A 26,407-nucleotide genomic window follows, 5' to 3' on the forward strand; every position below is an offset into this window, starting at 1 on the left:
CCCTTATACTAGTGCCAGTCAATACTGTTTTTACAAAAAAAAACATCCTGTTTACTTTTATAAAACCAAACATATTATCAAAGGAGATCTTTATGGAACAGCCTCATATTCCTACCGTACTCGCCGAACATCTGCCTTTTTGGAAGCAATTAACAGAACAGCAACGCTCGATTCTGATATCCGGCACTTCCTGCCTTTCCTACTCTGCAGATGCTACCCTGCACAGCACCGACTCCCAGTGTATCGGGATGCTGCTGGTGTTATCCGGTTCTCTGCGGGTCTATCTGCTGTCTGAGGAAGGCAGAGAGATCACATTGTATCGGATCTATCAGGATGAAGTCTGCGTGCTGTCTGCCTCCTGCGTCTTAAAATCCATTACGTTCGATGTGTTTATCGACGCTGTGGAGAACTGCCAGGTTCTGCAGCTGACCGCCTCTTCCCTGAATCGGATCGTAAAAGAAAATATCCATGCAGAATGCTTCTCCTACAAGATGGCAACAGAACGCTTCTCTGACGTGATGTGGGCCATGCAGCAGATCCTGTTTATGAGCTTTGACAAGCGCCTCGCCATCTTCCTTCTGGATGAATCGGCGATGTATCAGTCGGACGAACTCTCCATGACGCACCAGCAAATCGCCAGACTTATGGGAACCGCCCGTGAGGTCGTGACCCGTATGCTGCATTACTTTTCCTCGGAAGGTTACGTAGAGCTGTCCCGCGGAATCGTCAGATTAACCGACAAACCCGGACTGCGGAAGCTTTTATAGTCTTCCACAGTCCGGGGTTCCTGTACGCACTTTTCTTTCTAATCCCATTCTTCCTCAAAAGAAGCTTCTTCAAGGCTTGTCTGTTTCGCCTCGCCGGATACCACCTGATCCATCCAGTTCAGAATATCCTGAAAGACCTCTCTGCGATCCGTCTCATTTAGGATCTCATGTCTGTCCTCCGGATAAAGCTTCATCTGCACCTGGCGCATCTTTGCGTTCTGATAGACGTCTGACAGCTTCTGAATCCCTTTTCCGTATCTTCCCACAGGGTCAGCCTCACCGGATACCAGCAGGAGGGGCAGTCTTTTTGGAATCCTGCCTATGTTGCCCAGCTTCTGCGCCTGCTCTATACTGTGAAACAGATGATAGTATCCGTTTACTGTAAACTGAAAACTGCACCACGGATTCTCCAGGTAAGCGTCCACGATCTCCTCTTCTTTGGTCAGCCAGTCCATCTCTGTCCTTTTGGGAGAAATTCTGGATAAATATCCTGCAAATGCAATTTTTTCCAGGAGATTGCTTCTGTGTTTCCAGCCTTTGACTGCTAAAAGTATCTGGCTCAACGCTTTTCCTGCCCAGATGGCAGGTAGCGGCTGCCAGCCTGATCCCATTACGATCAGCCCCGACAACTGTCTCCCATACATAGAGGCATATTGTCTGGCCAGAAAAGAACCCATGCTGTGGCCAAGAAGAATATACGGAACATCGGGATACTTTTCCTTCGTGATCTGATGCAGTCTGTGAAGATCCTGCAGCACAAAGGCATTGCCCCGGGTTTCATGAAAATACCCGTAACACGTTTCATCTGCCACCGATCTTCCATGTCCCAGATGATCATTTCCCACCACATAATATCCATGTTTTGCACAGACTTTTGCAAATTCATCATATCTGCCGATATACTCCTTCATCCCATGGCTGATCTGAAGAACTCCTATCACCTGACCCTCCGGCTTCCATTCTATCCCATGGATCCTGGTCACCTTGTCTGCTGAAAGATACGTAAATTCTCTCCTCATCACTATACTCCCCCTCCTGTTTTCCATTACACGCATCGGAAATGCCAAAAGTGCCTTGCCGGTTCATAGATAGCCGCCAAGGCTCCCTGCAAAATCCGGAGCTTTGACTCTTTATAACCGCAAAAAGACAGAGGTGTGGAATCCTCCACGACACCCTGTGCTTCCTGCGCCGACTTCCTTTGTCCTGCTTCTATCTTTTTCCATCCGGCTCTTTAGCCTTCCGTCATTTAAGCCTCCTGCTGTAAAAGCTCCAAAAGCTCTCCCTTGCTTTTTCCGCCTACCACTCTCTTTACCGCCTCACCGTTACGGAACACGATAAGAGTGGGTACAGACATCACTCTGAACTTTCTTGCCAGCTCCGGACTCTCATCCACATCCAGCTTACAGATCTTTGCGTCTGTTACCTCTCCGGCCAATTCATCGATCACCGGTCCCAATGCCTGACATGGTCCGCACCAGGTTGCCCAGAAATCTACCAGCACCGGAACTTTCGCCTCTAACACCTCTGCCTGAAAATTATCGTTATTTACATGAACTACTGCCATCTCTATCTTCCTTTCTTGTTTGAATCCTTGTGATTGTTGTTATCTGCCACCCATTATAGCACATTTTTATGAAAAAACTGTGATTTGGTCACAATTGTAGATTTTTTCCATCCAGCTGCGCTTCCAGCAGGCAATCCTCGGCATCATAGACCAGCTTCAGAGAAAAAAAGCTGTCTCTTTCTCGCAGCAGCTTCAGAAAGATCCTGTCTCCCTCCCAAAGGCTAAGACTGTCGATCTCTTCCAGCGGAACCCATTTCAGCTCTCCCTCATCGCAGGAAATCTCCTGTCCGGTAAATCCGTCTCCGGTAAACAGCGACATATACTCCGTTACACCCTTCCCTGAAACAAAGGTAACCAGCCCCCGAAACCGAAAAGAGTACAGCTCGTATCCTGTCTCCTCCCGGACTTCCCGGATCAGGCACTCTTCCGGGCTTTCATTCGCCTCAAAATGGCCGCCGACTCCGATCCATTTCCCTGCATTTACGTCCTTTTTCTTCTTGATACGGTGGAGCATCAGGTAGGCATCGTCTTTTTCCAGATAACAAAGGGTACTCAGACTCACATTCTGTTCCATCTCTTCCTCCTTTCTTTGCTGCATCCTCGCAAAACCCGCCGTTTTTCTAATTAAAGCCCACCAGTCTCCTTGCCACGTTGTAAGCCAGAGAAGAAATCTTCCTTCCGGAGCTTCCGGGAATGTTCATCGTCTGCCCCAAAATCCCATAACGGATCTTAAAATAAGTACGCAGATCCTTTCGTTTCAGATACTGCCACAATTCCTTTTTTTTCTGCAGATTTTCTTCATCCTTGGATCGGATCAAAAGAATGGAGGAGATGGTCATCATGATCGCCAGATAGTTGGTCATATACCGCCGCAACTTTTTATTTCGGATTTCCCCCATCTCATATTGATCGATCATGGACTTGGTCACAAAGATCTGCTGATCCACACGCCGGATCATGTTTGCCTCATTGACGGACTGGTCCTCCCGTCCGATAAAATACCGATAAAAATCCACATCCAGATAATACATCCTGCGTACCCATGGTAGCGGATAATACACATAGATATTATCCACGTAAAACGTGTGCTTGGGCAGTCTGAGCTGTCCTACCTTCAAAAGATCTGTCCTATAGATCACGGAGTGCATCAGAATATACTGATCCAGGCGGAACCTGTTGGTGTCCTCCCACTTAAAGAAGGTGTCCTGAGGCAGAGCATTTCTGTAATGGATGACCTTTTTCCGGGGCGCACCCTCTTTTTCATACACATAGTTGGAGATCAGCATATCTACCGACTGTCCGTTTGCTTCCAGCTTCCTGAAAAAGTCCAGGATCGTAAAAAGGCTGTATTCATCTACCCAGTCATCGCTGTCAACCACTTTAAAATATTTTCCTGTTGCATTGTCAAGACCTGCGTTTACCGCATCCCCATGGCCTCCGTTTTCTTTGTCGATCACCCGGACGATTCCCGGGTAGTCTGCTTCATACCGATGCGCGATCTGCGAAGTGTTATCTTTGGAGCCGTCATTTACGATAATGATCTCAACCTCTTCCCCTCCTTTGAGAATACTTTCGATTGCCTTTTCCATATAAGCTTCTGAATTAAAGCATGGAATCGCAAATGAAATATACTTCATACCTTTCCCCTCTCTCTTCTTGTTCTGTCAAAGCCTGTCCCGCTCAGGGACATCCTTTCCCCGACGCCTGTATTCTTTTCATACAAGGTGTCTCCGTTTTCTGCTCCTGCCGAAACTGACGTCTGCTTCCATGACAGTATAAAACATTTTCTCTTCCTTTCCAATCCCCATGAAAAAGATTTGTCATTTTTCCCTTCTTCCGTTATAGTAGAGGACATAATGCAAAACAGGAGGATTCTTATGAAAAAGAATATGATCGTAGGTCAGTCCGGCGGTCCCACCGCCGTCATCAACAGCAGTCTGTACGGAGTGATCACCGAGGGACTAAAAAGCACTTCTCACATTGATAAGATCTATGGAATGATCAATGGGATCGAGGGGTTTCTCCACGACACCGTTGCAGATATCCGGAAGGAGGAACATCTTCATCAGCTGGATCTGATTCGCACCACTCCCGGCGCTTATCTTGGTTCCTGCCGGTATAAGCTTCCGGAGGATCTCACCGACCCTGTCTATCAAACATTGTTCCAGAAATTTTCTGCCCTGGATATCGGATATTTTTTCTATATTGGCGGCAATGATTCCATGGACACAGTGAGCAAGCTTTCAAAATATGCCGCTTCTGTGAACAGCACCATCCGCTTTATCGGTATCCCCAAGACTATAGACAATGATCTGATGGAAACAGATCATACGCCGGGGTACGGAAGCGCCGCAAAATATGTAGCCACCACCGTCAGGGAAATTGCTACGGACGCTAACGTCTATGATAATCTGAAATCTGTTACGATCGTGGAGATCATGGGACGGCATGCCGGGTGGCTGACCGCCTCCTCCATCCTTGCCAGAAAATTCAAGGGAGATAATCCTGTGCTGATCTATCTGCCGGAATCGGACTTTTCCACTGAAGATTTTGTAGCAAAAGTAGAAGCTTCCTTAGCGTCTACGCCTAATCTGGTGGTCTGTATCTCCGAGGGGATCCATGATAAGAACAAGACCTTCATCTGTGAATATACCCAGAGTGCAGGCGTAGATTCCTTTGGCCACAAGATGCTTGCCGGCGCGGGAAAATATCTGGAAAATCTGATCCGGGAGAGATTGCATGTCAAAGTACGTTCCATTGAACTGAACGTCTGCCAGCGCTGTTCCTGCTCTCATCTTTCCCGCGTAGATCTGGACGAAGCAGAAAATGCCGGAATTTTTGCACTTCACTGCGCCCTCCAGGGGCAAACCGGAAAAATGATCACCTTCTGCCGGAACAGAAGCATCCCTTATGAACTCTCCTATGGGACTGTCGATGTAAATCTGGTATGTAACCGGGAAAAATCCGTTCCTTCCGAATGGATCACCCAGGATGGCTCTGACATCAGCGATTCTTTTATCGACTATGTCCGCCCCTTAACCCAGGGCTATGTGGAGCTTCCTACAAAAAACGGGATCCCGCTTTTTGCCTATAGAAAATAATATCTTTTTAATTGAAAACAATTCTCAATAACTCTTTTTTATGCTATACTTCCCTCAAGGAGGGAAGCATCATGATTAAGATTACAGATTTACACAAATACTATGGAACCAGCAAAAATCGTGTAGAAGTATTAAAAGGACTCAACCTGGAACTCCCCGATGGGAGGCTCATCTGCCTGCTTGGACCTTCCGGCTCCGGAAAATCCACTCTGCTGAATATTCTTGGCGGAATCGAAGAGATCGATGCCGGAAGCGTCCAGGTAAACGGGGAATCTCTGGAACATATGACCCGGAAAGAGCTGAGCCTATATCGCCGAAGGCATCTGGGCTTCGTCTTTCAATTCTATAACCTGGTCAGCAATCTTACCGTGAAAGAAAATATCGAGGTAGGCGCCTATTTGTCCGACTCTCCGCTTCCTCTGGATCAGCTGACCGCTTCTCTGGGGCTGAAGCAGCACCTGTCTAAATATCCGAATCAGATTTCCGGCGGACAGGCTCAACGGACTTCTATCGGAAGAGCCATGATCAAAAACCCTTCTCTTCTTATCTGTGATGAGCCCACAGGCGCACTGGATTACGAGAGTGCAAAAGAAGTTCTCCGCCTGCTCGAACATCTAAATCAGACCTATCACACCACCATCATCATTGCGACACATAATGTCCAGATCGCAAATATGTGTCATCTCATACTAAAGCTTCATGACGGAACTCTTCAGTCGGTTTTGCAAAATGACCATTTGATTTCAGCGAACGAGGTGAATTGGTAATGAAAAATCCTGTAAATAAGAGAATCCCCCGAATCTTCCTGACCCAGCCCGGAAGATATTTCCCTATATTTTTCCTGCTGTTTTTAACCACGGTAATGATGTCATCCTTTTTTATCGTCCAGGGCTCCATCAAAAAATTGTATGAGCGAGATCTCCGGGAGAAAAAAGTGGAAAGCGGCCAGTTCACTGCCGCGCAAGAGCTAAACTCCGATACGATTGCTTCTCTGGAAAAAGAAAACATCCGCCTGTATCAAAATTTTTATGTAGAAGAAGCTTTTTCTCCAAATAAAGTCCTGCGGATCTACCAAAACAGAACTTCCATCAACCTGCCGTCTCTTTTTCAGGGAAGACTGCCCAAAAAGGCGGATGAAATTGCCATTGCTCAAAATATGGCTGCCGCCAACCACCAGCGCATCGGCGATACCATAAAGCTGGCAGGAAATTCCTTTAAGATCGTAGGATTTTTCTCTGTTCCGGATTACAGCTCTCTGCTGAAAAACCGTTCGGATCTGGTCATGGACACCGGCTATTTCGGGATTGCTCTGGTATCTGCCTCCGGCTTTCGCACCTTTGATCCCGCTTCCCTGAAATATTGCTATTCCTACCACACACAGGAAAAGCTCTCTGCTTCCCAGGCACACGAAAAGCTGAATACCTTAACAAAGATTGTTCACCAAAGCACCGCCGTTACAGACGGTGTGACCCGGTTCGACAATAAGTGTATCACCTATGTCATGGATGATATGGGAGGGGATGTCCCCATGATGATCACACTGATGACTCTGATTCTGATCTCTATATCTTTTGTGGTCACCATGCAGGCCAGAACTCTGATCGAAGACGAAGCTCCTGTGATCGGTACTCTCCTGGCTTCCGGCTATACGAAAAAAGAACTTCTTTTTCACTATCTTTGTATTCCTCTTTCCCTGACCATTCTTGCCTCAGCTTTGGGGAATCTCCTTGCTTACACCAAGGTCTATCATCTGTTTTCTGCTTTGTATTACAATTCCTTCAGTCTGCCTCCGTTTACTCCTGTATTCAGTCTGCGCGCATTTATCCTGACGACTGTCATTCCCGTTTCCATTATGTTTTTTGTGAATCTGCTGATGCTGTCCCTAAAGCTGAACCTGACTCCTCTGCGATTCCTGCGAAAAGAATTTGTAAAACAGAAAAACCGGAAAACCCTCTCTCTGGAAAAACTGGGCTTTGTTCACCGGTTCAGGATCCGCGTCCTTCTGGACAACAAACTGAATATCCTGACGCTGTTTTTGGGACTGTTTCTTGCAAATGTCATGTTGATCTTTGGACTGTCCTTTAAACCGATCTTTCACAAATACACGGATGATATCCAAAAAGAAATGAAATATAATTATATCACTTTGATAAAATCCCCTCAGCCGGTTCAGGAGGATGCAAAAAAAGCTGTCGTTGCCAAACTGGATCTGGATTCTCTAGGGAAAGAAATCTCCTTCTATGGGATGGAATCCGGCAGCAAATACGAATCCTCCGCCCATATCCGACGGCTGGCTCCCGGAGAAGTTGCTGTTTCCAGAGGATTTTCCAGAAAATACCAACTAAAAACAGGCAGTCGGATCCAGGTGAAGATTCCCTACACCTCCCGATCGGAAAAGTTGAAGATCGCTGTTATCATGGAGGACGTCCACGCCGTAGAGGTCTATCTCCCCTTGAAACACCTGAATCGCCTTCTTGGAAAAGATCCCTCTTATTACAACGCATATTTTTCTGATACGAAACTGTCCCTCAACAAAGACCTTCTGATCACAGAAATTGACAGAGCCGGCCTTTCCAAATATATGGATCACTTTTTGGATTCTTTCCAGTCAGTCAGCACAACTTTACTGGTAGTCTCCCTTTGTTTCTATCTGATCCTGCTTTATGTGCTTAGTAAGCTGATCCTGGATAAGTCCCGCACCGACATTTCTTATCTGAAGATCTTCGGGTTCCAGACCGGCGAAATTTCCCGGATCTATATTGCTTCTGTCAGAAATGCGGTGATCCTATACCTGCTCCTTCTGATGCCTTTGCTGGATATTTTTACAAAAAAATTGATACAGATTTCTTTCCGTAAACTGGACGCATACATTGAGGCTTCTATTCCCTTTTATATGTATCTGATCGCCTTTGTTCTTGGCATCGCCGTCTATGTGCTGGTACAGTTTTTACAGGCCGGAAAAATCTCAAGGCTGAATATGGCGGAAAATCTGAAGGAAGTCAGCGGATAAGCTTCGTTCACACTTTGTTCATCTTTCCTTTAAAAAACTTTCATTTGTAAAACACTTTTTTTTCATAGTTGCTCTTTATACTGAACGTATCAGTTAAGATTGATTTCATTCTTCTGATACGTTCTTTTGACCACTGACCAATAGTGCAAACTATTTTTCGAATAAACTTTTTCATAATACGTGCCGGGTGTCGCAAAGTCGATTACCCGGCATCCTCCCTTTTATGAGCCGGTTTTTTTCTCTTTTTATAAAGAACCGTTCCCCAGATCCCCCAAACCAGTGTACAGATTCCTGCAGTCCAGACAATTTTATTCCATTTTCTTTTGACAGGCTTTCCTGTTTTTCTGTTTGAGTTCTTATTTTCCTGCCAGACTTCCTCCCCTTTCGAATATTTCAGGCTGCGAATCGTTCTTTTCAGCCACCCTGCTCTTTGGACCACTGAAAATGACCGTGTCTGGACGGAAGTATTGCCTGCTGTATCCTCCGCCTCCACAGTCACCTTATAGGTCCCCGGATCTTGAAACCGCAGATCTTCTCTTTCTTTTTTCCCTTTTCTTTTTTGAAGTTCTCCATTGATCCAAACCCTTCTGATCCGGTCTGCCATCTTTTCTGTCCGGATCTTCAGATTTACTGCTTTTTCGTAAATCCCTTCCTCGTTTGCCCCTTCCCAGATTACGACGGGCGGTGTATGATCTATCATAAACTCTGCCTGTGCTTTCCCTGTGTTGCCGGCGGCATCCACCGCTGTTACCGTCAGTCTGTGCCTTCCTTCTTCCGTCACTTCCTCGCCTGCTGCATAGACTCTTTTGTCCAGTTCCATCACGTACTGAACACTGGTCATATCTTCTATCGTATCTTCTATGGGATATTCCCACACAAATTTTTTCCGGCAGCTTCCATTTAGCTGATCCACATATCGGATCACCGGATTTTGGCTGTCCAGGATCACGTGAAGTTCCTTCTTTGCCTGATGCCCTGCCAGATCCTCTCCCCAAAGCCTTATCTGATACTTTCCGTCTTTTTCCAGCCGGACACAGGTTTTTGTATCTTTTTTGTTTGTTTTCCAACCTTCTATTTCTACTTTTTCCTTTTGCTCTTTTCCTTCCTCTCTTTCCAGTACGCCTCCTGCTTCTTTCAGCCGGTTTTCTTCCGTGATCGTGCAGGTCAGCTCCAGCGCCCTGCTGGTGATCGTATAGTCCTCTCCTCCTTCGATAGTGATGGTCGGCGGCTTCTTGTCAACATAGGCCTCTATCCCTTTTTCCTGGATATTCCCCGCCAGATCTTCTGCTCTTATCAGGATCTGTATCGGTAATCCTTCCACCGACTCCCCTGTGACCATCCCTTTCACTTCCTCTCTCCCTCTTTTAATCTCCTTCCCGTTTTCAAAACAGATGGTTGTCTCTACCCCGCTTCCGGTGTCTCTGCTGTACGCCGTAAATGCAAACGGTTCCTTGCGCCACCCGTAAAGCTCCGGCTGCGGCAGCAGCCGTATCTGGGGCGGAACCGTATCTATCAAAAATTCTCTCTCCCATCTACCCGTTTCTTTGGAATTTCCTTCCTCTTCTGTTCCCTCTTTTTCTGTGCTTTCCTTGTCTTCTCTCCAAAGGATCAGGGTCTGCCTCCCCTCTTCCCATTCCTGCTGCGGAAATTTCATTTCTGTCAGCGCCCCCTCGCCCCCTTCTGGGATCTCTCCTTCCTTTTCCGTTTTGTCCTCCCTTATCAACCGATATCGGATCGTTCCTTCCCGGGTCTGCCTGCTTATCTTTACCTCCGGCAATGTCCGGTAATATCCGCCCTTTCCATCCGGCAAAGACGCCTCCACCACAAGCTCCTTCTCCCTTTCTTTCGCTTCTTCCTGATTTTCTTCTTCCTGATTTTCTTCTTCCTGATTTTCTTTTTCCTGCTCTTCCTCTCTCCCCTCCCCTTCCTTCCGGTCTTTTTCCTCCTGCCAATCTTCTTTTCCGGTTTCGATCCCCGACGGCTGTTGTCTCAAATCTTCCTCTAAAACCTCCATCCGGTTCCTCCCGGCAGAATCGCTACCACCCATTTCTCCCGTCATCTCCCCGCTTTTCACCACTCCTTTTCCTTCTGCTCCCAGGCTCATCAAAAAACAGACTATGATGCAAAAAATCATTCCTGCTTTTTTCCAGACGCCCTCTCTTTTTTTCCCATGTGGCGCTCTTATTTTTCTATCCATATCTTCTCTTCCTCCTCTCGTATCCCGTACTCTTCCTGCAGCTTTTGAAATCCCCTGTCCTCTCTTAACTCCGGACAATCTTGCAAATATTTTTGGATCACACCGGCACAGTCTTCCCTGGTTTTTTCCTTGCTGTCACAATACCATTTAATGTGAAGGTTCCGTAATTCCCTGGAGGTTTTCAGTTCCTCCGTGCCTTTTTCCAAAAGCTTTCCCCTCTCCTCTTCCTGCCCGGTCTGACGCATCAAAAAATCCACTTTCTTGTACAGACTTTCTTTTTTCTTTTCCTCCTTTGTCAGGCCGATCAGATTTTCATACACCTTTGCCGATTTTTCTGTTTCTCCCAACTCCTCCCAGGCAATCGCCATGGCTTCCATGATTTCCCACATTTCTTTTTCACTCCATGTTTCCTTCTGGCACTCCCGTCCGATCTCAATAACCTTTTCATATCCTCTTGTACTTTTTAACTGCAGATACCCCTGGATCAAAAATCGTCGATAATATCTGCTCCTGCTTTGCTTTTCTTGTCCTTCCAGTCTTTTTAAACTTGTTTCTATCTGTTTTCCTCCCTTTTTCCTTCGGATCCCCTCCGCTACAATCTGAATGTCTTTCCCCGTTCTTCCTCGCTCTGCCAGCATCCTTAAATACGCTTTTCCCAGCTCCTCATTCCCTTGCTCCAGCACATATGCTATCGCCATATCCCTTTCCACTTCCTGTCCGGCGTCTTTCTTCTTTTCCTTCTGTCCGGCTCCTCTGCCTTTTCTGTCTTCTCCCCTTTTTGGGTTTTGTGTTCCTGTTTCATCATTTTCTCTTACTGCCGCTTCCTTCTCTTCTCTTTTTTCAAAGCCGACCGCCTGCGGGATAAAAAGCCATCCTGCCAACAGGATGAGAAGGATCCCTCCTCCTATCCCGATAATTTTTCCTGCTTTTTTCCTCCTGGGAGAAACCAGTTTTCCTTTTTCATGCGGTATCTCTTTTTTTATCTTAGAAGAGCCCGATGTTTTTCGATGATTTTTCAATTGCCTTTTGTTTTTCCGGCTCAGCCCACTGATCCTTCGCTTTATCCGAAACAGCGCCCCATATGCAAATGCCGGAGACGGATGCAGACAGGCAGAAATGATCTTACGCAGCTGCAGTTCCTCTCTCTTCCCAAGTCCCGGTGTGATCTGTCCATAGGTCAGGATATATTGTAGCGTCCTGCCCAGTCCAAACAGATCCAGCGCCAGGCTGGGTCTGTCGTAATATGTGCTTCCTTCCGGAAGAAAAAAGTTTCGGATCTTTCTTTGATTGATAAAAAGAATAGTTTTGTGATTGGTTTCAGAGGAGTAATCTAAAAGAAACAACTCCCGGGATGTGCTGATGATGATAGAATAAGGATTTAAAAATTGATAGCAGGGCTCTTCCCTGTCTTTGTACAACTGATCCAGCTGTTTTGTCATGGTTTCCACCCACGAAAAGAATTCTTCCTTGGAAATCTCCTTTTCTTCAGACAGAAGGTCTGTCAGCCGCCTTCCTCTGACGCTGTCCATTCCTCTGTGACATGTTTTCTGACACTGGATCAGACGAAGTACATCAAATCTTCGACCTGTCTGCAAATGATACACCTCTCTGTTAAAACAATGTAGTGAGATCAACTGTCTGTCTCTCTGCTAAAATATCCCAATGCTGCAAAAGATATCGTCTCCCTCTCAAAATAACACAATGCGGCCAAATATATGCCGTTTCGCCAAAACCTTGTAAGGGGAGCAACTGTATACTGCTTTTCCAAAACCTTGTAATGAGAACAACTATACGCCGCTTCGCCAAAACACTATATTGGGAGCAACTGTATACTGCTTTGCCAAAACCTTGTAATGGGAACAACTATGCGCTGCTTCGCCAAAACACTGTGATAGGAACAACTGTACGCCGTTTCGCCAACCCAATACAAGGGGAACCAGCTATACCTCTTCATTAAGATCATGCAATGGGAACAATGATGTGCCGCTTCGATGGATCATACGGCAGGATCTGCTGACAAGCAGATAGACGCAGGTTTCCCTGCTAAGAATGAATTCATAGTATATGATTTTTTGTAAAAACACAAGGGAATTCCAGGATTTGTCAATTTTTATGAATGTTTTACAAAGGATATAAAAAAGGAATCGGCATTGACTTTGTAAAAAAAGCTCCTTCTCCCAAAGCAACCCGATCCCTCTAAATAAGTCGCCCCCCAAATGCCATGTGCACTTTGAGGGGCAATTGATCCGTCAGCGTCAGGACTTTCTGAAATGACTGCTTTCGATCCGTCCTGTTTCTTCTCTATCTGTGACTTAATTCCTTGGGAGTATACAGGTGTCTGGGGATCCCGTCTACCATAACAGGGGAAACATCTCCCTGAATCAGCGGTCTTACATAGGATATAAATTCTCCGGTCACGTAGGTTCCTTCCTCATTGACCCATGCTCTGGGAACCAGTTTTTCGTCATTGGCGATCTTGTGGACATCCTTGACCTCTGTACCGCACTGATACGGATCGTCTGAAAGTCTCTGCAACACTACCATTTTTCCGGAGTCGCCTTCATCCGCCGCCTTTACCGCTGCTCCACCCACCTGATACGCCTCCAGGATATCCACTCTGGACGCCGCATGGGAGGCTGATCTTTGCAGGGTGCTAAGCTCGATGGCTCTGGTCTTGCATCCTACTTCTCCCGCGATAAAGCTTGCCAGATAGGAAGCGGTCCCGGACAGCTGCTTATGCCCAAAAGCGTCTACAAAGTCAATGCTGCTTCCCATCTCGCAGACATACCTTCCGTCTGCCACACGGATCCCTTCGGATACGGCAACCACAATAGACGTTTTCTCCTGGAGAAGCTTCTTCACCTTCCCGCAGAATTCTTCCAGGTCAAATACGATCTCCGGAAGATAGATCAGATCCGGTCCTTCGCAGTCCTCTCCCTTGGAAAGCGCCGTTGCACCCGTCAGCCAGCCGGCATTGCGTCCCATGATCTCTACGATCGTCACCACGCCTTTTTCATATTCCAGACAAAATCCATCCCGGATGATCTCCTTCATGGAGGTTCCGATGTATTTTGCCGCACTTCCGTATCCCGGCGTATGATCCGTCAGCGCCAGGTCATTGTCGATCGTCTTGGGACATCCTACGAAGCGTGTGGAATGTCCGGTGATAATGGCATAATCCGACAGCTTTTTGATGGTATCCATGGAATCGTTTCCTCCGATATAGATAAAGGCTTCTATATCCAGCCTGTCCAGAATTTCAAAAATCTTATCATAAACCTCCCTGTTTTCATGGATCTCCGGAAGCTTATAGCGGCAGGATCCCAAAAAAGCCGCCGGTGTACGCTTCAGAAGCTCTGCATCCAGCTCCGTTTTAATATGATCTGACAGATCTATATACTTTTCCTGAAGAAGTCCCTGCACCCCGTGCAGCATCCCGTATACCTTGTTTGCACCTCTGTCCTTTGCTGTGCGGTACACTCCCGCCAGACTGGAATTAATGGCGGCAGTCGGTCCGCCCGACTGTCCTACGATCACATTTCTCTTCATGACAAACTCCCTTCCTTCTTTTCCTGTATTTTCTGATTTCATCTCTATTATTTTAGTATATTTTTATAGAAATGTCCATAAAACCGAACGTTTTTTTATTCATTTTTATCAATATGTTCCATCTGTTTTGCACGCTCTGATGCCCGGGCAAGCCCTCTCATGCAGCCGTTTCCCAACAGCTCCACCACTTCTCCCTTTTCCGCCTTTCCCCGCATTTCACACTGATTTCTACAGGCGGTGCATGTCATTACAAATTCTTCCACTTTCTCTCCTCCTTCTGTTCTGTCTGTTCTCTCGTACCCGGTCTCTTCTATCCCGTTTCCGGTTTTTATCCTGCTTCTATATCCTGTTTTTCGTTTTAACGTATCATGCTGCGGCGGATCGCTTTTGCCACACGGTTTCATACCGCTGCAGCGCGGTCCTGACAGAGTATTTTCTGTGATATGACAAAAGAGCCTACACCGGTAGGCTCCTTCCTCCTTAAAGCGTTCCGCTCCAATCGTAGGGCGTCGCCTGATACACATAATAATTCAACCAGTTCGTATACAGATTGTTGGCCGCCGCCCTCCAGGTGAGCAGCGGTTTTTCCCTGCTGTCATCCTTGGGGTAATAGTTCACCGGCATCTGAATAGCCAGCCCTTTCTCCAGATCCCTTTTATATTCTGCATCCAGTGTCACTCTGTCATACTCCGGATGTCCCATAACGAAGATCTGCCGTCCTTCCTTCGCCGTAGCGATAAACAGCCCCGCTTCTTCTGATTCTGCCAGCACCGTCAGCCTTTCATCCTTTCTGATTTCCTCCATGGGAACCTCTGTATGCCGGGAATGCGGCGCAAAAAACACATCGTCAAAGCCTCTGACCAGAGGGATTTTTCGATTTAGGACCCTGTGCTGAAATACGCCAAACATTTTCTCTTTCAGCGGAACCTTCTGGATCCCGTAGTGGTAATATAAGCCTGCCTGCGCGCCCCAGCAAAGATGCAGGGTAGACGTCACATGCTCATTGGTCCACTCCATGATCTCCTTTAATTCTTCCCAATAGTTCACTTCCTCAAAAGGCATCTGCTCTACCGGCGCTCCCGTAATGATAAAGCCGTCAAACTTTTCTTCCCGGATCTCATGAAAACGCTGATAAAACTTATTCAGATGACTGGTAGGAGTGTTCTTCGCCTTATGGCTTGCCACATTGACAAACACCACGTCCACCTGCAAAGGTGTATTGGAAAGAGAACGAAGAATCTGCAGCTCCGTGTCCTCCTTCAATGGCATCAGATTCAAAAGTCCGATCCGGATAGGACGAATATCCTGATGGACGGCGCGGTGTTCATCCATCACAAAAATGTTTTCCTGTTCCAAAATCTCTTTGACGGGCAAATCGTTCTGTACTCGAATTGGCATGTTTTCCTATTCCTCCATTTTGCTGTCCTTTTTGTCTTTGCCGTCTGCTTCTAAGTGCAGTCCTTTTTTTCCTTCTTCATGAAAATACTGTCCGGAATCATCCACATAGCTTTTCATATCGTAATAGTTAGAATCCAAAGGCAGTTCCTTCTTTTCCAGCCGCCCTTTGATCCACATATCGGCAATGTAGTACAATACCGCAAAGGTGGGCACTCCCATGATCATTCCTACAAATCCAAACATTCCGCCTCCCAGAAGAATGGATACCACCACCCAAAAAGCCGACAGGCCGGTAGAATCTCCCAGGATCTTGGGCCCCAGGATATTTCCGTCAAACTGCTGGAGTACCAGAATGAAAATGATAAAATACAGTCCCTTCATGGGATCTTCCAGCATGATCAAAAAGGCGCTGGGGATCGCTCCGATATAAGGTCCGAAAAAGGGGATCACATTGGTAGTTCCCACGATCACACTTACCAGTATAGCATAGGGCATCTTCAATACGCTCAGTCCGATAAAACACAAGACCCCTATAATGGCAGAATCAATTACCTTACCGATAATAAATCCTCCGAAGATCTCATTACTTTTTGTTGTGATGTGCAAGATCAGGTTCGCCTGTCTGAACGGGAAAATGGAATACACTGCTTTTTTGGACTGCTTCGCAAATGTTTCTTTTCCGGACAATAGGTATACAGAGATAATGACTCCCACTAAAAACTTAAAGATTTCGTTGAGGATGTTGAAAACTCCTACCGTTAAATTGGACATCACGGCATTGGCACGGCTGAGAAGATCCGTCCGGATCCACTTCTGGAACATCTGCGTTCCTTCTGTGATCCCCGTCTTCAGCAGTTTTCCCGTGGTAGAATCGTCCAGCTGGATCTCACTGACCTTCCTGACCAGCAGGTTCATTTGCCCCGGGAGATTATAAGCCAGCTTCAGGATACTCCTGTAAAGCTCCGGGATCAACAGGTTAAACAGCGTAATCACCACCACTACCATGATCAGCAGCGCCAAAAAGATTCCGGTCCCCCTGGAAAGCTTTTCTGCCCTCTTTTTGTTTTTCATCGTCTTTTCCAGAACGGGAAGCAAATACTTGTCCGTCTGCTTTACGATGGGATTGAGCAAATATGCCACCACACATCCGTAAATGACCGGCTTTAATACTTCTGCAATTTTTCTGGTCAGATCTGAAATATTGGTAAATCTAAGCAGTGCAAAATAAAACAGGATACTGGCTGCGATCACCAGAAAATAGGTCATACCTCTGGCAAACTGTTGCCGAAGCTTGGAAGGTTTTCCCCCTCCCAGCTTCGGCTTTGCCGTATAATAAGCCTTTTGCTCCTCCTGTGTCTGTTCCGTCATTTTTTTATCTTCCTGCATATCATCTCCGTTCTTCTCTATTCGTCCTTCTGAACTTCTCTTTGGATCTTTCCTTCAATTTCCTCCAGGATCCCGGATATAAAAGCTTCTGTTGATCTCTGTCCCTCGTCTCCGGCAAACCGGCTTCTTACTGCTACCAGACCTTCTTCCTCTTCCTTGGCTCCCACCACCAGCATGTACGGAACCTTGTTCATCTGTGTCTCCCGGATCTTATAGCCAATCTTTTCTGCTCTCTCGTCGATCTCTCCACGAATGCCTGCCCGGTTCAGCTGCTCCAGCACGCTTCTTCCGTATTCCACATACTTCTCCGAGATCGGCAGAACCCGCACCTGCACCGGCGCCAGCCAGGTAGGAAAGGCTCCTGCAAAATGCTCTGTCAGGATTCCGATAAACCGTTCAATGGATCCAAACGCCACTCGGTGGATCATGATGGGACGATGCTTTTCTCCGTCCGCTCCGGTGTATTCCAGTTCAAATCTTTGGGGCAGCTGCATATCCAGCTGGATGGTTCCGCATTGCCAGGTCCTTCCGATAGAATCCTCCAGATGGAAGTCGATCTTCGGTCCATAAAAAGCTCCGTCTCCTTCATTAATGACATAGTCCCGTCCCAGGTCGTCTAACGCTCCCTGTAATCCTTCTGTTGCGATCTCCCAATCCCTGTCGTCTCCCATGCTGTTTTCCGGCCTTGTGGAAAGCTCGATGTGGTATTTAAATCCAAATAGACTGTAAACCTCGTCGATCAGCCTGACCACTCCCTTGATCTCCTCTCGGATCTGCTCCGGAGTCATGAAAATATGGGCGTCATCCTGTGTAAAGCAGCGTACACGGAACAGACCGTGAAGGGCTCCCGACTTTTCATGACGATGCACCAGTCCCAGTTCTCCTGCACGCAGCGGAAGATCCTTATAGGAGCGGGGTTCCGATTTGTAGACCAGCATTCCGCCGGGACAGTTCATCGGTTTGATGGCAAAGTCTTCTCCGTCGATCTGAGTGGTGTACATGTTTTCTCTGTAATGATACCAGTGTCCTGAAGTCTCCCACAAATGTCTGCTTAGGATCACCGGAGTGGAAATCTCCACATATCCGTTGTCCTTATGCAACTGTCTCCAGTAATCCAGCAAGGTGTTTTTCAGCACCATTCCCTTGGGAAGGAAGAAGGGGAAGCCCGGTCCCTCCTCACACATCATAAACAGCCCCAGCTCTTTTCCCAGCTTTCTGTGATCTCTCTTTTTGGCCTCCTCCAGCCGGTGAAGGTATTCTTCCAGCTGCGCCTTCTTTGGGTAGGAGATTCCATAGATACGGGTCAGCATTTTATTCTTTTCACTGCCTCTCCAGTAGGCCCCTGCCAGACTGGTAAGCTTTACTGCCTTTACTGCCTTTGTTGACATCAGATGAGGCCCTGCGCACAGATCTACAAATTCTCCCTGCTGGTAGAAACTGATCTCCTCTCCTTCCGGAAGATCCTGAACCAGTTCTACCTTGTAGTTTTCTCCCTTTTCTTCAAAATATGCGACCGCTTCCTCCCGCGGCTTTGTAAACCGCCGGATCGGAAGATTTTCCTTTACGATCTTTTTCATTTCGGCTTCTATTTTTTCCAGATCCTCCGCTACAAAGGGAATCTCTCTGTCTACATCATAATAAAATCCATTCTCAATAGAAGGTCCGATAGCCAGCCTGGTATCCGGATACAGCCGTTTAATCGCCTGTGCCAGAATATGAGAAGAAGTATGCCAGAATGCTCCTTTTCCTTCTTCCTGCTCAAATGTCAGGATCTCCAGCTGACAGTCTTCCCGGATCTCTGTCCGCAGATCCACGATCTCTCCGTCTTTCTTCCCTGCTGTCGCTGCCCTTGCCAGCCCCTCGCTGATATCCTTTGCGATCTCCAGCACGGACATGCTCTGCGCATATTCTTTTACTTCTCCGCCTTTTAATTGTACTTTCATGGCTTCTTCCTCTCTTTCTTTTTATGTGTTCGGCTGTCTGGGATCTGATCCTTCGCCGTCCTGTAATGTCTGCTTTAGCTTCCTTCCGCAAAATATCGTTCCCACCGGAAGCTTTCTTGTTTCACAGGGTCTCTCTTTCTTATAAAACAAAAAAGCCCCTTACAGCATACTGCCGTAAGGGACGAGTTGACTTCTCGCGGTTCCACCCTGCTTGCACCGGAAATTCCGGTGCCTCTTCATTGTGACGATAACGGTGCCGCCGGGCTGTTTTGCAGCCACTCAGAGGTGGTTTTCAAATGGTTCCTGCCTAAGAAGCTCTCAGCCTGCGGCTTCTTCTCTCTGTAAAGATTTCCCATCCTACTCTTCGCTCTTCAACGTGTTTTCTTTTATACAGGATTATATAGGACTCATTATAGCACCGTTCCCATAATTGTCAACACCTTATTTTCCGCAGCATTTCTTATATTTCTTTCCGCTGCCGCAGGGACATGGTTCATTTCTTCCCACCTTCTTTTCCTTGCGAATAGTGCCGGACTCCTTCTGTTCCTTGTACAGTTTCTTCCGTTCTTCTTCCGTATAGATCCTTTCCCACTGGGGCAGTTCATACAGCCAGTCTGCCTTTGCTGCCACCATATTCTTATACAGCTTTTCCGTGTCAAATGCCAGGCTGACTTTTGTATCCTCGTCCATGGTCTCGATCGGATTTTCCGTTTTCAGACTTTCATTGATCCCATCCAAAAAACCTACCATGGTCAGCACTTCCTGCCCGTATTTTTCTGCCAGTTCCTTTACGCTTCCTTCGACTTCCTCCTCCGGATGCTCCAGCAGCTTTTCGTAGATCTCCTTTTCTATCTGAAAATAGGATCCCCAGAAATTCTGAAGCTGTCCCTTATCTGCCGTCTCATCATAGGCAATGCCTCTCCATTGCTCCAATAGTGTCTTGCTCATCGCTTTTTCTACGGCGGCGGTCGCCTGCCGTATCTCCTTTCATCTATTTTCTGTAAATAATGTCGTTCCTTCCCGGTCCGTTGGATACCATGGTGATCGAATACCCGATCTGCTCCTCCACAAATTCAATGTACTCTCTGCAGAGTCTGGGAAGCTTTTCATATTCCCGGATGCCGCTGATGTCACAGTTCCATCCCTCCAGCACCTTCCAGACAGGCTTTGCCTTTTCCAGCAAATGTGTGGTAGGAAATTCGGTGGTCACCTCTCCATTGATCTCATAGCCGACGCAAACAGGGATTTCTTTCAAATATCCCAAGACATCCAGCACCGTAAACGCTACGTCTGTGGTGCCCTGAAGTCTGCACCCGTACTTGGAGGCCACACAGTCAAACCACCCCATCCTTCTGGGACGTCCTGTGGTCGCTCCGTACTCTCCGCCGTCTCCGCCGCGTCTTCTCAGCTCGTCTGCTTCTTCTCCAAAGATCTCGCTGACAAATGCCCCTGCTCCTACTGCACTGGAATAGGCTTTGCATACCGTGATGATCTGCTTGATCTCATAGGGAGGGATTCCCGCTCCGATCGCTCCGTAGGCTGCCAGTGTAGAAGAGGAAGTCACCATAGGATAGATCCCGTGATCTGTATCCTTCAGGGAACCCAGCTGTCCTTCCAGCAAAACTTCCTTTCCTTCCTTCAGCGCTTCATGCAGATACAAAGACGTATTGCACACATAGGGTTCTATCATCTTTTTGTATCCTTTGAGTTCTTCCAGCAGATCCTCCGGTGTGATCGCCGGTTTGTGATACAGGTTTTCCAGCAGTACATTTTTCTGCTCTGCCACACGGACCACTTTTTCTTTCAGCAGCTCCTCATCAAACAGCTCGCTGACCTGAAATCCTGTTTTTGCATATTTATCCGAATAGAAAGGCGCGATCCCGGACTTGGTGGATCCAAAAGATTTGCCTCCCAGCCTCTCCTCCTCATAGGCGTCCAGCGCCTTGTGGTAGGACATGACCATCTGGGCTCTGTCCGATACCAGAATCTTTGGCATGGGAACCCCCTGCTCCACGATGGACTGGATCTCTCCAAACAATACGGGAATATCCAGAGCCACACCATTGCCTATGATACTTGTGGTATGTTCATAAAACACTCCGGACGGAAGGGTATGCAGCGCAAATTTCCCATAATCATTGATGATGGTGTGTCCCGCATTTGCTCCTCCCTGGTATCTTACGATGATGTCAGCCTTTTTTGCTAGCATATCGGTGATCTTCCCTTTTCCTTCATCTCCCCAGTTCGCTCCCACGACTGCTTTTACCATATTATTCCTCCTGCATCACTGCCTTGTTCCTTCATCCTTTGACTCAACGTGTGCATTATACTACATATTATTTCATCTGTAAAACAAAATTTCTCTACATCAGCGGCGCTGTCAGCCGCAGGATCCGCCCCGCTATTTTGGAAAACAGACTCATATTTTTTACTTCCATCAGCGTTACTTTATGACACTTCAGAAGTGTCCGCCCGAAATCCTCCTCGATTTTTTCAATCTCGGAATTGTTGTACAAAAAGGTTCCGCACTCAAAATGAAGATACAGACTCCTGTAATCCAGGTTGATGGTTCCCACCGTCGCTGTATCGCCGTCAGATACAAACACCTTGGCATGGACAAAGCCCGGTCGGTATTCGTAGATCTGCACGCCGCTTTCGATCAGTTCTTTGTAGTAGGTTTTTGCCAGCATAAAGGCATACCACTTATCCGGGATGGAGGGCATGATGATGATCACTTCAATCCCACTTTTAGCCACCCGAGTCAGCGTCCGCATCATCTCATTGTCCAGGATCAGATAAGGCGTCATGATGTGCACATATTTCTTGGCATGGTTCAAAATGTGGAAATACACTTCCTCGCCTACGTTTTCGTTGTCAAACGGACTGTCTCCGTAAGGGATCACATATCCCCATTCCCGCCGGAGTCCGGCGCTTTTCGGCGACAGATAGGCCTCATAGTTCTCCGTAGTCTTCTCGTCTACGTTCCACATTTCCAGAAACATCATGGTAAAGCTTTGTACCGCCTCTCCCCGCAGCATCACCGCCGTATCCTTCCAGTGACCAAACCGCTCTTTCCGATTGATATACTCATCCGCCAGATTCACGCCTCCGGTAAATGCCACCTTTCCGTCAATCACACAGATTTTTCTGTGGTCCCGGTTATTCTGAATGGTAGACAGGAAGGGTTTCAGCTTGTTTACGATCTTGCAGCGGATCCCGTACTGTTTCAGCTGGGACGGATAGTCGTATGGCAGCATGGAGATGGAACACATTCCGTCATACATAAACCTCACTTCTACGCCGGCCGCCGCCTTCTTCTTCAGGATGTCCAGCACGCAATTCCACATATATCCTGTTTCCACGATAAAATATTCCAGAAAGATGAATTTCTTCGCCTTTTCCAGTTCATGGAGCATTGCCGCAAATTTTTTCTCACCGGAAGGAAAGTATCTGGCCTCCGTGTTGCGGTAGGTGGGAAAGCCCAGACGGTTTGACAGATAGTAGGAAAGCTGGGCATTGGCTGACCGGCTTGCCCAAAGTGCTTTTACCACTTCCTCCTCCTGCCTGGTGTACTCTCCCGTCTCGATCTTCAGGGTCGTCAGTCTCCGTTTTAGAAACTGGCTTTCCAGCTGCGATTTTACAAACAGGTAAAACAGCGCTCCGAACACCGGAATGATCAAAACCACCAGCATCCAGGTCATCTTCGTCTCCGGATTCCCGCTGGAATTGATCAACTGGATCAGCACCACTACTTCCACAATGATCAATGCTCCATAAATGTACGGCGCATACATTTTCAAAAAATAGATACTGCCCACAAAGATCCAGATCTGAAGCAGAAGGAGAACGGCCATGATCCCGATACGGCTGAACACAACACGAAGCAGACCGCTTTTGGCCCGTTTCTTCATATCCTTTTCCTTTTTTCTTCCTTGTCTCTTCCTTCTTTCCATCGGTTTTTATTCCTCTTTCCAACAATCTTTCAGTCTTCGCACCGCCTGCCGGATTTCTTCTTCCGTTAAGGTCGCGTAGCCCAAAAGCAGCACGGCTTCCGTTTCTTTTTTCCTCCCGATATAAAATCCGGAAAGTCCATAGACCCGGATTCCTTTTTCCCCGGCTTTTCGGATCAGCTCTTCCTCCCTGTAGCCTTCCGAGAAACGTAGCAAAATGTGTACCCCGCTGTGTTCCCCTTCCACCTTGCATACCGGGAGCAGCGCCTTCATCTCCTCCAACAGCACGTCATGCCTGCCTTTATAGGCGGCGCGCATTTTATTTAGATGTCTCTCGTAGTATCCTTCCTCTAAAAATCTCTGCACGATCATCTGATCCACTTTGGAAACGGTAGACTGTATAAACCGGGCTTTTTTCCGGTATTCTTCTAACACCGGTTCCGGCAGGACCATGTAGCTTAACCGAATCGCCGGAGCGATGGATTTTGAAAAAGTGCCCAGATAGATCACTCTTCCTTGCCTGTCGTATCCCTGCAGAGCCGGAATCGGTTTCCCCTTGTAGCGAAATTCACTGTCATAGTCGTCTTCTATGATGTATCTTCCTTCCCGTTCTCCCGCCCATTTCAGCAGCTCCATCCGTCGTCCCAGCGGCATAATAACTCCTGTGGGAAACTGATGGGAGGGGGTCACATATGCCGTGTCCGCCTTCGTCTGCCTTAGTTTGGATACCTGCATTCCCTGCCTGTCCATTTCCACGGGAATCGTGTCATAATCCATACCTTTCGCCAGACGATAGGCCTGTCGGTATGCCGGATCTTCAAAGGCTATCACCCGATCTCTCCCCAGGATCAGGGAAAGGATCAAAAGCACACAGTCGCTTCCCGCTCCCACGATCACTTGCTCCGGTGTACATACCACGCCTCTTGCCTGATGCAGATATGTACAGATCGCTCTGCGAAATCCCGGTTCTCCCTGAGGATCTCCCACCCGGAACAGTTCTGCTCTGGCATCCAGCAGCACTTCCTTTGACAGCTTTCTCCATACCGAATAAGGAAAGCTGTTTAGATCCACGCCACTGGGGGAAAAATCAAACTCCACCGTTTCTTTTTTCTCCAGCTTCGTCCGGAAGCGGACTTCCTTTGTCGAAAGCTGATAAAGTCCCTCTATTTCTGCTACAAAAAACCCTTTGCATGGCCGCGATTCAATATATCCTTCCGACAGAAGCTGTTCATATGCCAGCACAACGGTGCTTCTGCTGACTTCCAGATACTGTGCCAAAGCTCTGGTAGAGGGCAGCCTTGCCCCAACGGTAAGCTGCCCTCTTTGAATATCTTTGCGGATATATTCGTAAATCTGTTCATACAGCGGCGCTGCTTTTTCCGGATTCAGATTTATCGTCAATTCATTCATCATCTTATTTTGGTAATTTAAAAGAAGACTTCAGGGATACGATCCTGTTAAAGACCAGATGCTCTTTTCGGGAATCTTTTGCGTCGATGCAGAAGTATCCGTTTCTCACAAACTGGAAGCTGTCATAGGCTTTTGCCTCCTCGAAGCTGTCCTCCACGTAGCACCTGCGTACCTGCAGGGAATTGGGGTTCAGGTTCAAAGAGCCGTCTTCCTTGTTGTAGACACCCTTTTCTTCGTCCACCAGATTCTCATACAGACGGACTTCCGCCTCCTTGCAGGAAGACGCCGGCACCCAGTGGATGGTCCCCTTTACCTTCCTTCCTGTAAATCCGCTTCCGCATTTGGTTTCCGGATCATAGGTACAGTGCACCACCCGGATCGTACCGTCATCATCCGCCTCATAGCCGGTGCAGGTGACAAAATATCCGTGCATCAGGCGGACTTCGTTCCCCGGAAACAGGCGGAAGTACTTCTTTGGCGGCTCCGCCATAAAGTCTTCCCGCTCAATGTACAACTCCCTTTCAAACAGAAGCTTTCTGGTTCCCAGCTCCGGATTTTCCAGATTGTTTTCCACACAAAGCTCCTCTGTTTTCCCCTCGGGATAATTATCGATCACCAGCTTGATGGGATCCAAGACTGCCATCATCCTGGGTTTCTTCATTTTCAGATCTTCCCGGATGCAGTACTCCAGCATAGCATAGTCCACAGAGCTGTTGCTTTTGGATACCCCGCACAGTTCTACGAACATCTTCAGGGATTCCGGCGTAAATCCTCTCCTGCGAAGCGCCGCTATGGACACCAGCCTCGGATCATCCCAGCCGTCCACGATCCCGTCTGTCACCAGCTTTTTAATATATCGTTTTCCGGTTACCACATTGGTCAGATACAGCTTGGCAAATTCGATCTGTCGGGGAGCCGGAGAGAATTCACATTCCCTGACCACCCAGTCGTACAGAGGTCTGTGATCCTCAAATTCCAAAGTACAGATAGAATGCGTGATCTTCTCCACCGCATCCTCGATGGGGTGTGCAAAATCGTACATGGGATAAATGCACCAGGTATCGCCCGTATTATGATGGGTCAGGTGCGCTACCCGGTAGATCACCGGATCCCGCATATTAATATTGGGAGAGGACATGTCGATCTTGGCACGCAATACCTTCTCTCCGTCCTTGTATACTCCCCTGCGCATTTCTTCAAACAGCTTCAGATTTTCTTCTATGCTCCTGTCACGATAAGGGCTGTTCTTCCCGGCTTCCGTCAGGGTACCGCGATACTGCCGGATCTCTTCTGCCGACAGATCACATACGAACGCCTTCCCTTTTTTGATCAGCTTTACGGCGCACTCATACATGGCCTCAAAATAATCGGAGGCAAAATAAAGGTGCTCTTTCCAGTCGGCCCCCAGCCACTCCACATCCGCTTTGATGGACTCTACAAACTCCATATCCTCTTTTAAGGGATTGGTATCATCAAATCTCAGATGGAAGGTTCCTTTGTATTTCTGTGCCAGCCCATGGTTCAATAAAATGGATTTGGCGTGTCCTATATGAAGATATCCGTTGGGCTCCGGCGGAAATCTGGTACACACGGTATCGTAGACTCCTTCTGCCAGATCCTTGTCGATCTCCTGCTCGATAAAATTTTTGGAAACTGCTGCTTCTCCCATACTTTTCCTCCTGAATCTCATTACTTACTGGGATTTATCTTACCACAGAAAAAAGCGTAAGACAATCTTTCCGGGATTTTTCTTGTCTTGTGAAACCTCAAAAAAATAAAGCCTCCTTCTTACGAAAAAGACCCTACTTTTGCAAGCTGCCTAGCGGACTTGAACCGCCGACCTCCGCCTTACCAAGGCGACGCTCTACCGACTGAGCCAAGGCAGCACATATGAAATCTGCAACAGTAGTACTATACAATAAATATCCGGGATTTGTCAATATCCTTTCTTTTATTTCATCTGACTTTCTTCTATCTGGTTGATTTTTTCATAGTTTCTGCCCGTCTGCTCACATGAAAACGGCACTGTCACACAGATCCCTTGCCCGTCTGCGCGACAGTACCTGTTCTCTTGTTTCTTACGATGTTTGCCAATCTGCTCTTATCTTATCTTTTCACTAATCGTATTAATT

Annotated in this window: 20 protein-coding genes, 1 tRNA gene and 1 other annotated feature; of the genes, 4 read left to right on the forward strand and 17 right to left on the reverse strand. The window is 47.4% G+C overall.

Annotation, left to right across the window (positions count from 1 at the left end; all coding sequences use genetic code 11):
- The first annotated feature begins 92 nt into the window (after positions 1 to 92).
- Positions 93 to 767 (forward strand): Crp/Fnr family transcriptional regulator, encoded by a 675-nt coding sequence (locus FYJ34_RS02285; protein WP_154475907.1) that lies wholly within the window; start codon positions 93 to 95, stop codon positions 765 to 767.
- A gap of 38 nt (positions 768 to 805) precedes the next feature.
- Here the strand turns inward: FYJ34_RS02285 and FYJ34_RS02290 are convergent, their stop codons facing one another.
- From FYJ34_RS02290 to FYJ34_RS02305, 4 genes are all read right to left on the reverse strand, one after another.
- Complete coding sequence (locus FYJ34_RS02290) at positions 806 to 1,786, reverse strand: alpha/beta fold hydrolase (protein WP_154478779.1); 981 nt, start codon at positions 1,784 to 1,786, stop codon at positions 806 to 808.
- 227 nt (positions 1,787 to 2,013) lie between these two features.
- Positions 2,014 to 2,331, reverse strand: a complete 318-nt coding sequence (gene trxA / locus FYJ34_RS02295; RefSeq protein WP_154475909.1) for a thioredoxin — start codon at positions 2,329 to 2,331, stop codon at positions 2,014 to 2,016.
- A gap of 88 nt (positions 2,332 to 2,419) precedes the next feature.
- Positions 2,420 to 2,905: an NUDIX hydrolase gene (locus FYJ34_RS02300; protein ID WP_235899190.1), complete on the reverse strand. Its 486-nt coding sequence runs from the start codon at positions 2,903 to 2,905 to the stop codon at positions 2,420 to 2,422.
- Positions 2,906 to 2,951: 46 nt separating this feature from the next.
- Positions 2,952 to 3,968 (reverse strand): glycosyltransferase family 2 protein, encoded by a 1,017-nt coding sequence (locus tag FYJ34_RS02305; RefSeq protein WP_154475913.1) that lies wholly within the window; start codon positions 3,966 to 3,968, stop codon positions 2,952 to 2,954.
- A 240-nt stretch (positions 3,969 to 4,208) separates the two neighbouring features.
- Here FYJ34_RS02305 and FYJ34_RS02310 point away from each other — a divergent pair, with 240 nt between their 5' ends.
- The 3 genes from FYJ34_RS02310 (at position 4,209) to FYJ34_RS02320 (ending at position 8,442) form a co-directional block, all read left to right on the forward strand.
- Positions 4,209 to 5,432: a 6-phosphofructokinase gene (locus tag FYJ34_RS02310; RefSeq protein WP_154475915.1), complete on the forward strand. Its 1,224-nt coding sequence runs from the start codon at positions 4,209 to 4,211 to the stop codon at positions 5,430 to 5,432.
- Between the two features lie 68 nt (positions 5,433 to 5,500).
- On the forward strand, positions 5,501 to 6,199 hold the full coding sequence (locus FYJ34_RS02315) for an ABC transporter ATP-binding protein (RefSeq protein WP_334296364.1): 699 nt from the start codon (positions 5,501 to 5,503) through the stop codon (positions 6,197 to 6,199).
- Between the two features lie 167 nt (positions 6,200 to 6,366).
- The gene (locus tag FYJ34_RS02320; RefSeq protein ID WP_173017045.1) at positions 6,367 to 8,442 is read left to right on the forward strand and encodes an FtsX-like permease family protein; all 2,076 of its coding nucleotides are present in this window, start codon (positions 6,367 to 6,369) and stop codon (positions 8,440 to 8,442) included.
- Positions 8,443 to 8,644: 202 nt separating this feature from the next.
- Here FYJ34_RS02320 and FYJ34_RS02325 read toward each other — a convergent pair whose 3' ends face one another.
- The 13 genes from FYJ34_RS02325 to FYJ34_RS02385 form a co-directional block, all read right to left on the reverse strand.
- Positions 8,645 to 10,639, reverse strand: coding sequence for an Ig-like domain-containing protein (locus FYJ34_RS02325; RefSeq protein WP_154475921.1), 1,995 nt, complete (start codon positions 10,637 to 10,639; stop codon positions 8,645 to 8,647).
- Positions 10,624 to 12,234: a hypothetical protein gene (locus FYJ34_RS02330; RefSeq protein ID WP_154475923.1), complete on the reverse strand. Its 1,611-nt coding sequence runs from the start codon at positions 12,232 to 12,234 to the stop codon at positions 10,624 to 10,626. The genes FYJ34_RS02325 and FYJ34_RS02330 overlap by 16 nt, the downstream gene beginning before the upstream one ends.
- Positions 12,235 to 12,940: 706 nt before the next feature.
- Positions 12,941 to 14,188, reverse strand: a complete 1,248-nt coding sequence (locus FYJ34_RS02335) for a 6-phosphofructokinase (protein WP_154475925.1) — start codon at positions 14,186 to 14,188, stop codon at positions 12,941 to 12,943.
- Positions 14,189 to 14,283: 95 nt separating this feature from the next.
- Entirely contained in the window at positions 14,284 to 14,451 is a 168-nt protein-coding gene (locus FYJ34_RS02340) for a hypothetical protein (protein WP_154475927.1), read from the reverse strand.
- Positions 14,452 to 14,668: 217 nt separating this feature from the next.
- Positions 14,669 to 15,586, reverse strand: coding sequence for a homoserine O-acetyltransferase MetA (gene metA, locus FYJ34_RS02345; protein WP_154475929.1), 918 nt, complete (start codon positions 15,584 to 15,586; stop codon positions 14,669 to 14,671).
- A gap of 6 nt (positions 15,587 to 15,592) precedes the next feature.
- Entirely contained in the window at positions 15,593 to 16,954 is a 1,362-nt protein-coding gene (locus tag FYJ34_RS02350) for an AI-2E family transporter (protein ID WP_235899192.1), read from the reverse strand.
- A 35-nt stretch (positions 16,955 to 16,989) separates the two neighbouring features.
- Positions 16,990 to 18,915: a threonine--tRNA ligase gene (gene thrS / locus FYJ34_RS02355; protein ID WP_154475933.1), complete on the reverse strand. Its 1,926-nt coding sequence runs from the start codon at positions 18,913 to 18,915 to the stop codon at positions 16,990 to 16,992.
- Positions 18,916 to 19,089: 174 nt separating this feature from the next.
- Positions 19,090 to 19,299, reverse strand: a binding site (T-box leader).
- Between the two features lie 57 nt (positions 19,300 to 19,356).
- Positions 19,357 to 19,863, reverse strand: a complete 507-nt coding sequence (locus FYJ34_RS02360) for an SEC-C metal-binding domain-containing protein (RefSeq protein WP_154475935.1) — start codon at positions 19,861 to 19,863, stop codon at positions 19,357 to 19,359.
- Positions 19,864 to 19,906: 43 nt separating this feature from the next.
- Positions 19,907 to 21,184 (reverse strand): adenylosuccinate synthase, encoded by a 1,278-nt coding sequence (locus FYJ34_RS02365; RefSeq protein ID WP_154475937.1) that lies wholly within the window; start codon positions 21,182 to 21,184, stop codon positions 19,907 to 19,909.
- 94 nt (positions 21,185 to 21,278) lie between these two features.
- Complete coding sequence (gene cls / locus FYJ34_RS02370; protein ID WP_154475939.1) at positions 21,279 to 22,826, reverse strand: cardiolipin synthase; 1,548 nt, start codon at positions 22,824 to 22,826, stop codon at positions 21,279 to 21,281.
- Positions 22,827 to 22,874: 48 nt separating this feature from the next.
- The gene (gene pdxR, locus FYJ34_RS02375; RefSeq protein WP_154478781.1) at positions 22,875 to 24,275 is read right to left on the reverse strand and encodes a MocR-like pyridoxine biosynthesis transcription factor PdxR; all 1,401 of its coding nucleotides are present in this window, start codon (positions 24,273 to 24,275) and stop codon (positions 22,875 to 22,877) included.
- 4 nt (positions 24,276 to 24,279) lie between these two features.
- Complete coding sequence (locus FYJ34_RS02380; RefSeq protein ID WP_154475941.1) at positions 24,280 to 25,944, reverse strand: glutamine--tRNA ligase/YqeY domain fusion protein; 1,665 nt, start codon at positions 25,942 to 25,944, stop codon at positions 24,280 to 24,282.
- Positions 25,945 to 26,088: 144 nt separating this feature from the next.
- Positions 26,089 to 26,161, reverse strand: a tRNA-Thr gene (locus FYJ34_RS02385).
- Positions 26,162 to 26,407 lie beyond the last annotated feature (246 nt).

Source organism: Suipraeoptans intestinalis, assembly GCF_009696485.1.
Classification (GTDB): domain Bacteria; phylum Bacillota; class Clostridia; order Lachnospirales; family Lachnospiraceae; genus Suipraeoptans; species Suipraeoptans intestinalis.

Bases quoted from the DNA above. Each gene is read 5' to 3' on its own strand.
- FYJ34_RS02285 (WP_154475907.1), top strand. From the start codon at position 93: ATGGAACAGCCTCATATTCCTACCGTACTCGCCGAACATCTGCCTTTT.
- FYJ34_RS02290 (WP_154478779.1), bottom strand. From the start codon at position 1,786: ATGAGGAGAGAATTTACGTATCTTTCAGCAGACAAGGTGACCAGGATC.
- trxA (WP_154475909.1), bottom strand. From the start codon at position 2,331: ATGGCAGTAGTTCATGTAAATAACGATAATTTTCAGGCAGAGGTGTTA.
- FYJ34_RS02300 (WP_235899190.1), bottom strand. From the start codon at position 2,905: ATGGAACAGAATGTGAGTCTGAGTACCCTTTGTTATCTGGAAAAAGAC.
- FYJ34_RS02305 (WP_154475913.1), bottom strand. From the start codon at position 3,968: ATGAAGTATATTTCATTTGCGATTCCATGCTTTAATTCAGAAGCTTAT.
- FYJ34_RS02310 (WP_154475915.1), top strand. From the start codon at position 4,209: ATGAAAAAGAATATGATCGTAGGTCAGTCCGGCGGTCCCACCGCCGTC.
- FYJ34_RS02325 (WP_154475921.1), bottom strand. From the start codon at position 10,639: ATGGATAGAAAAATAAGAGCGCCACATGGGAAAAAAAGAGAGGGCGTC.
- FYJ34_RS02335 (WP_154475925.1), bottom strand. From the start codon at position 14,188: ATGAAGAGAAATGTGATCGTAGGACAGTCGGGCGGACCGACTGCCGCC.
- metA (WP_154475929.1), bottom strand. From the start codon at position 15,586: ATGCCAATTCGAGTACAGAACGATTTGCCCGTCAAAGAGATTTTGGAA.
- FYJ34_RS02350 (WP_235899192.1), bottom strand. From the start codon at position 16,954: ATGACGGAACAGACACAGGAGGAGCAAAAGGCTTATTATACGGCAAAG.
- thrS (WP_154475933.1), bottom strand. From the start codon at position 18,915: ATGAAAGTACAATTAAAAGGCGGAGAAGTAAAAGAATATGCGCAGAGC.
- FYJ34_RS02360 (WP_154475935.1), bottom strand. From the start codon at position 19,863: ATGAGCAAGACACTATTGGAGCAATGGAGAGGCATTGCCTATGATGAG.
- FYJ34_RS02365 (WP_154475937.1), bottom strand. From the start codon at position 21,184: ATGGTAAAAGCAGTCGTGGGAGCGAACTGGGGAGATGAAGGAAAAGGG.
- cls (WP_154475939.1), bottom strand. From the start codon at position 22,826: ATGAAGAAACGGGCCAAAAGCGGTCTGCTTCGTGTTGTGTTCAGCCGT.
- pdxR (WP_154478781.1), bottom strand. From the start codon at position 24,275: ATGAATGAATTGACGATAAATCTGAATCCGGAAAAAGCAGCGCCGCTG.
- FYJ34_RS02380 (WP_154475941.1), bottom strand. From the start codon at position 25,944: ATGGGAGAAGCAGCAGTTTCCAAAAATTTTATCGAGCAGGAGATCGAC.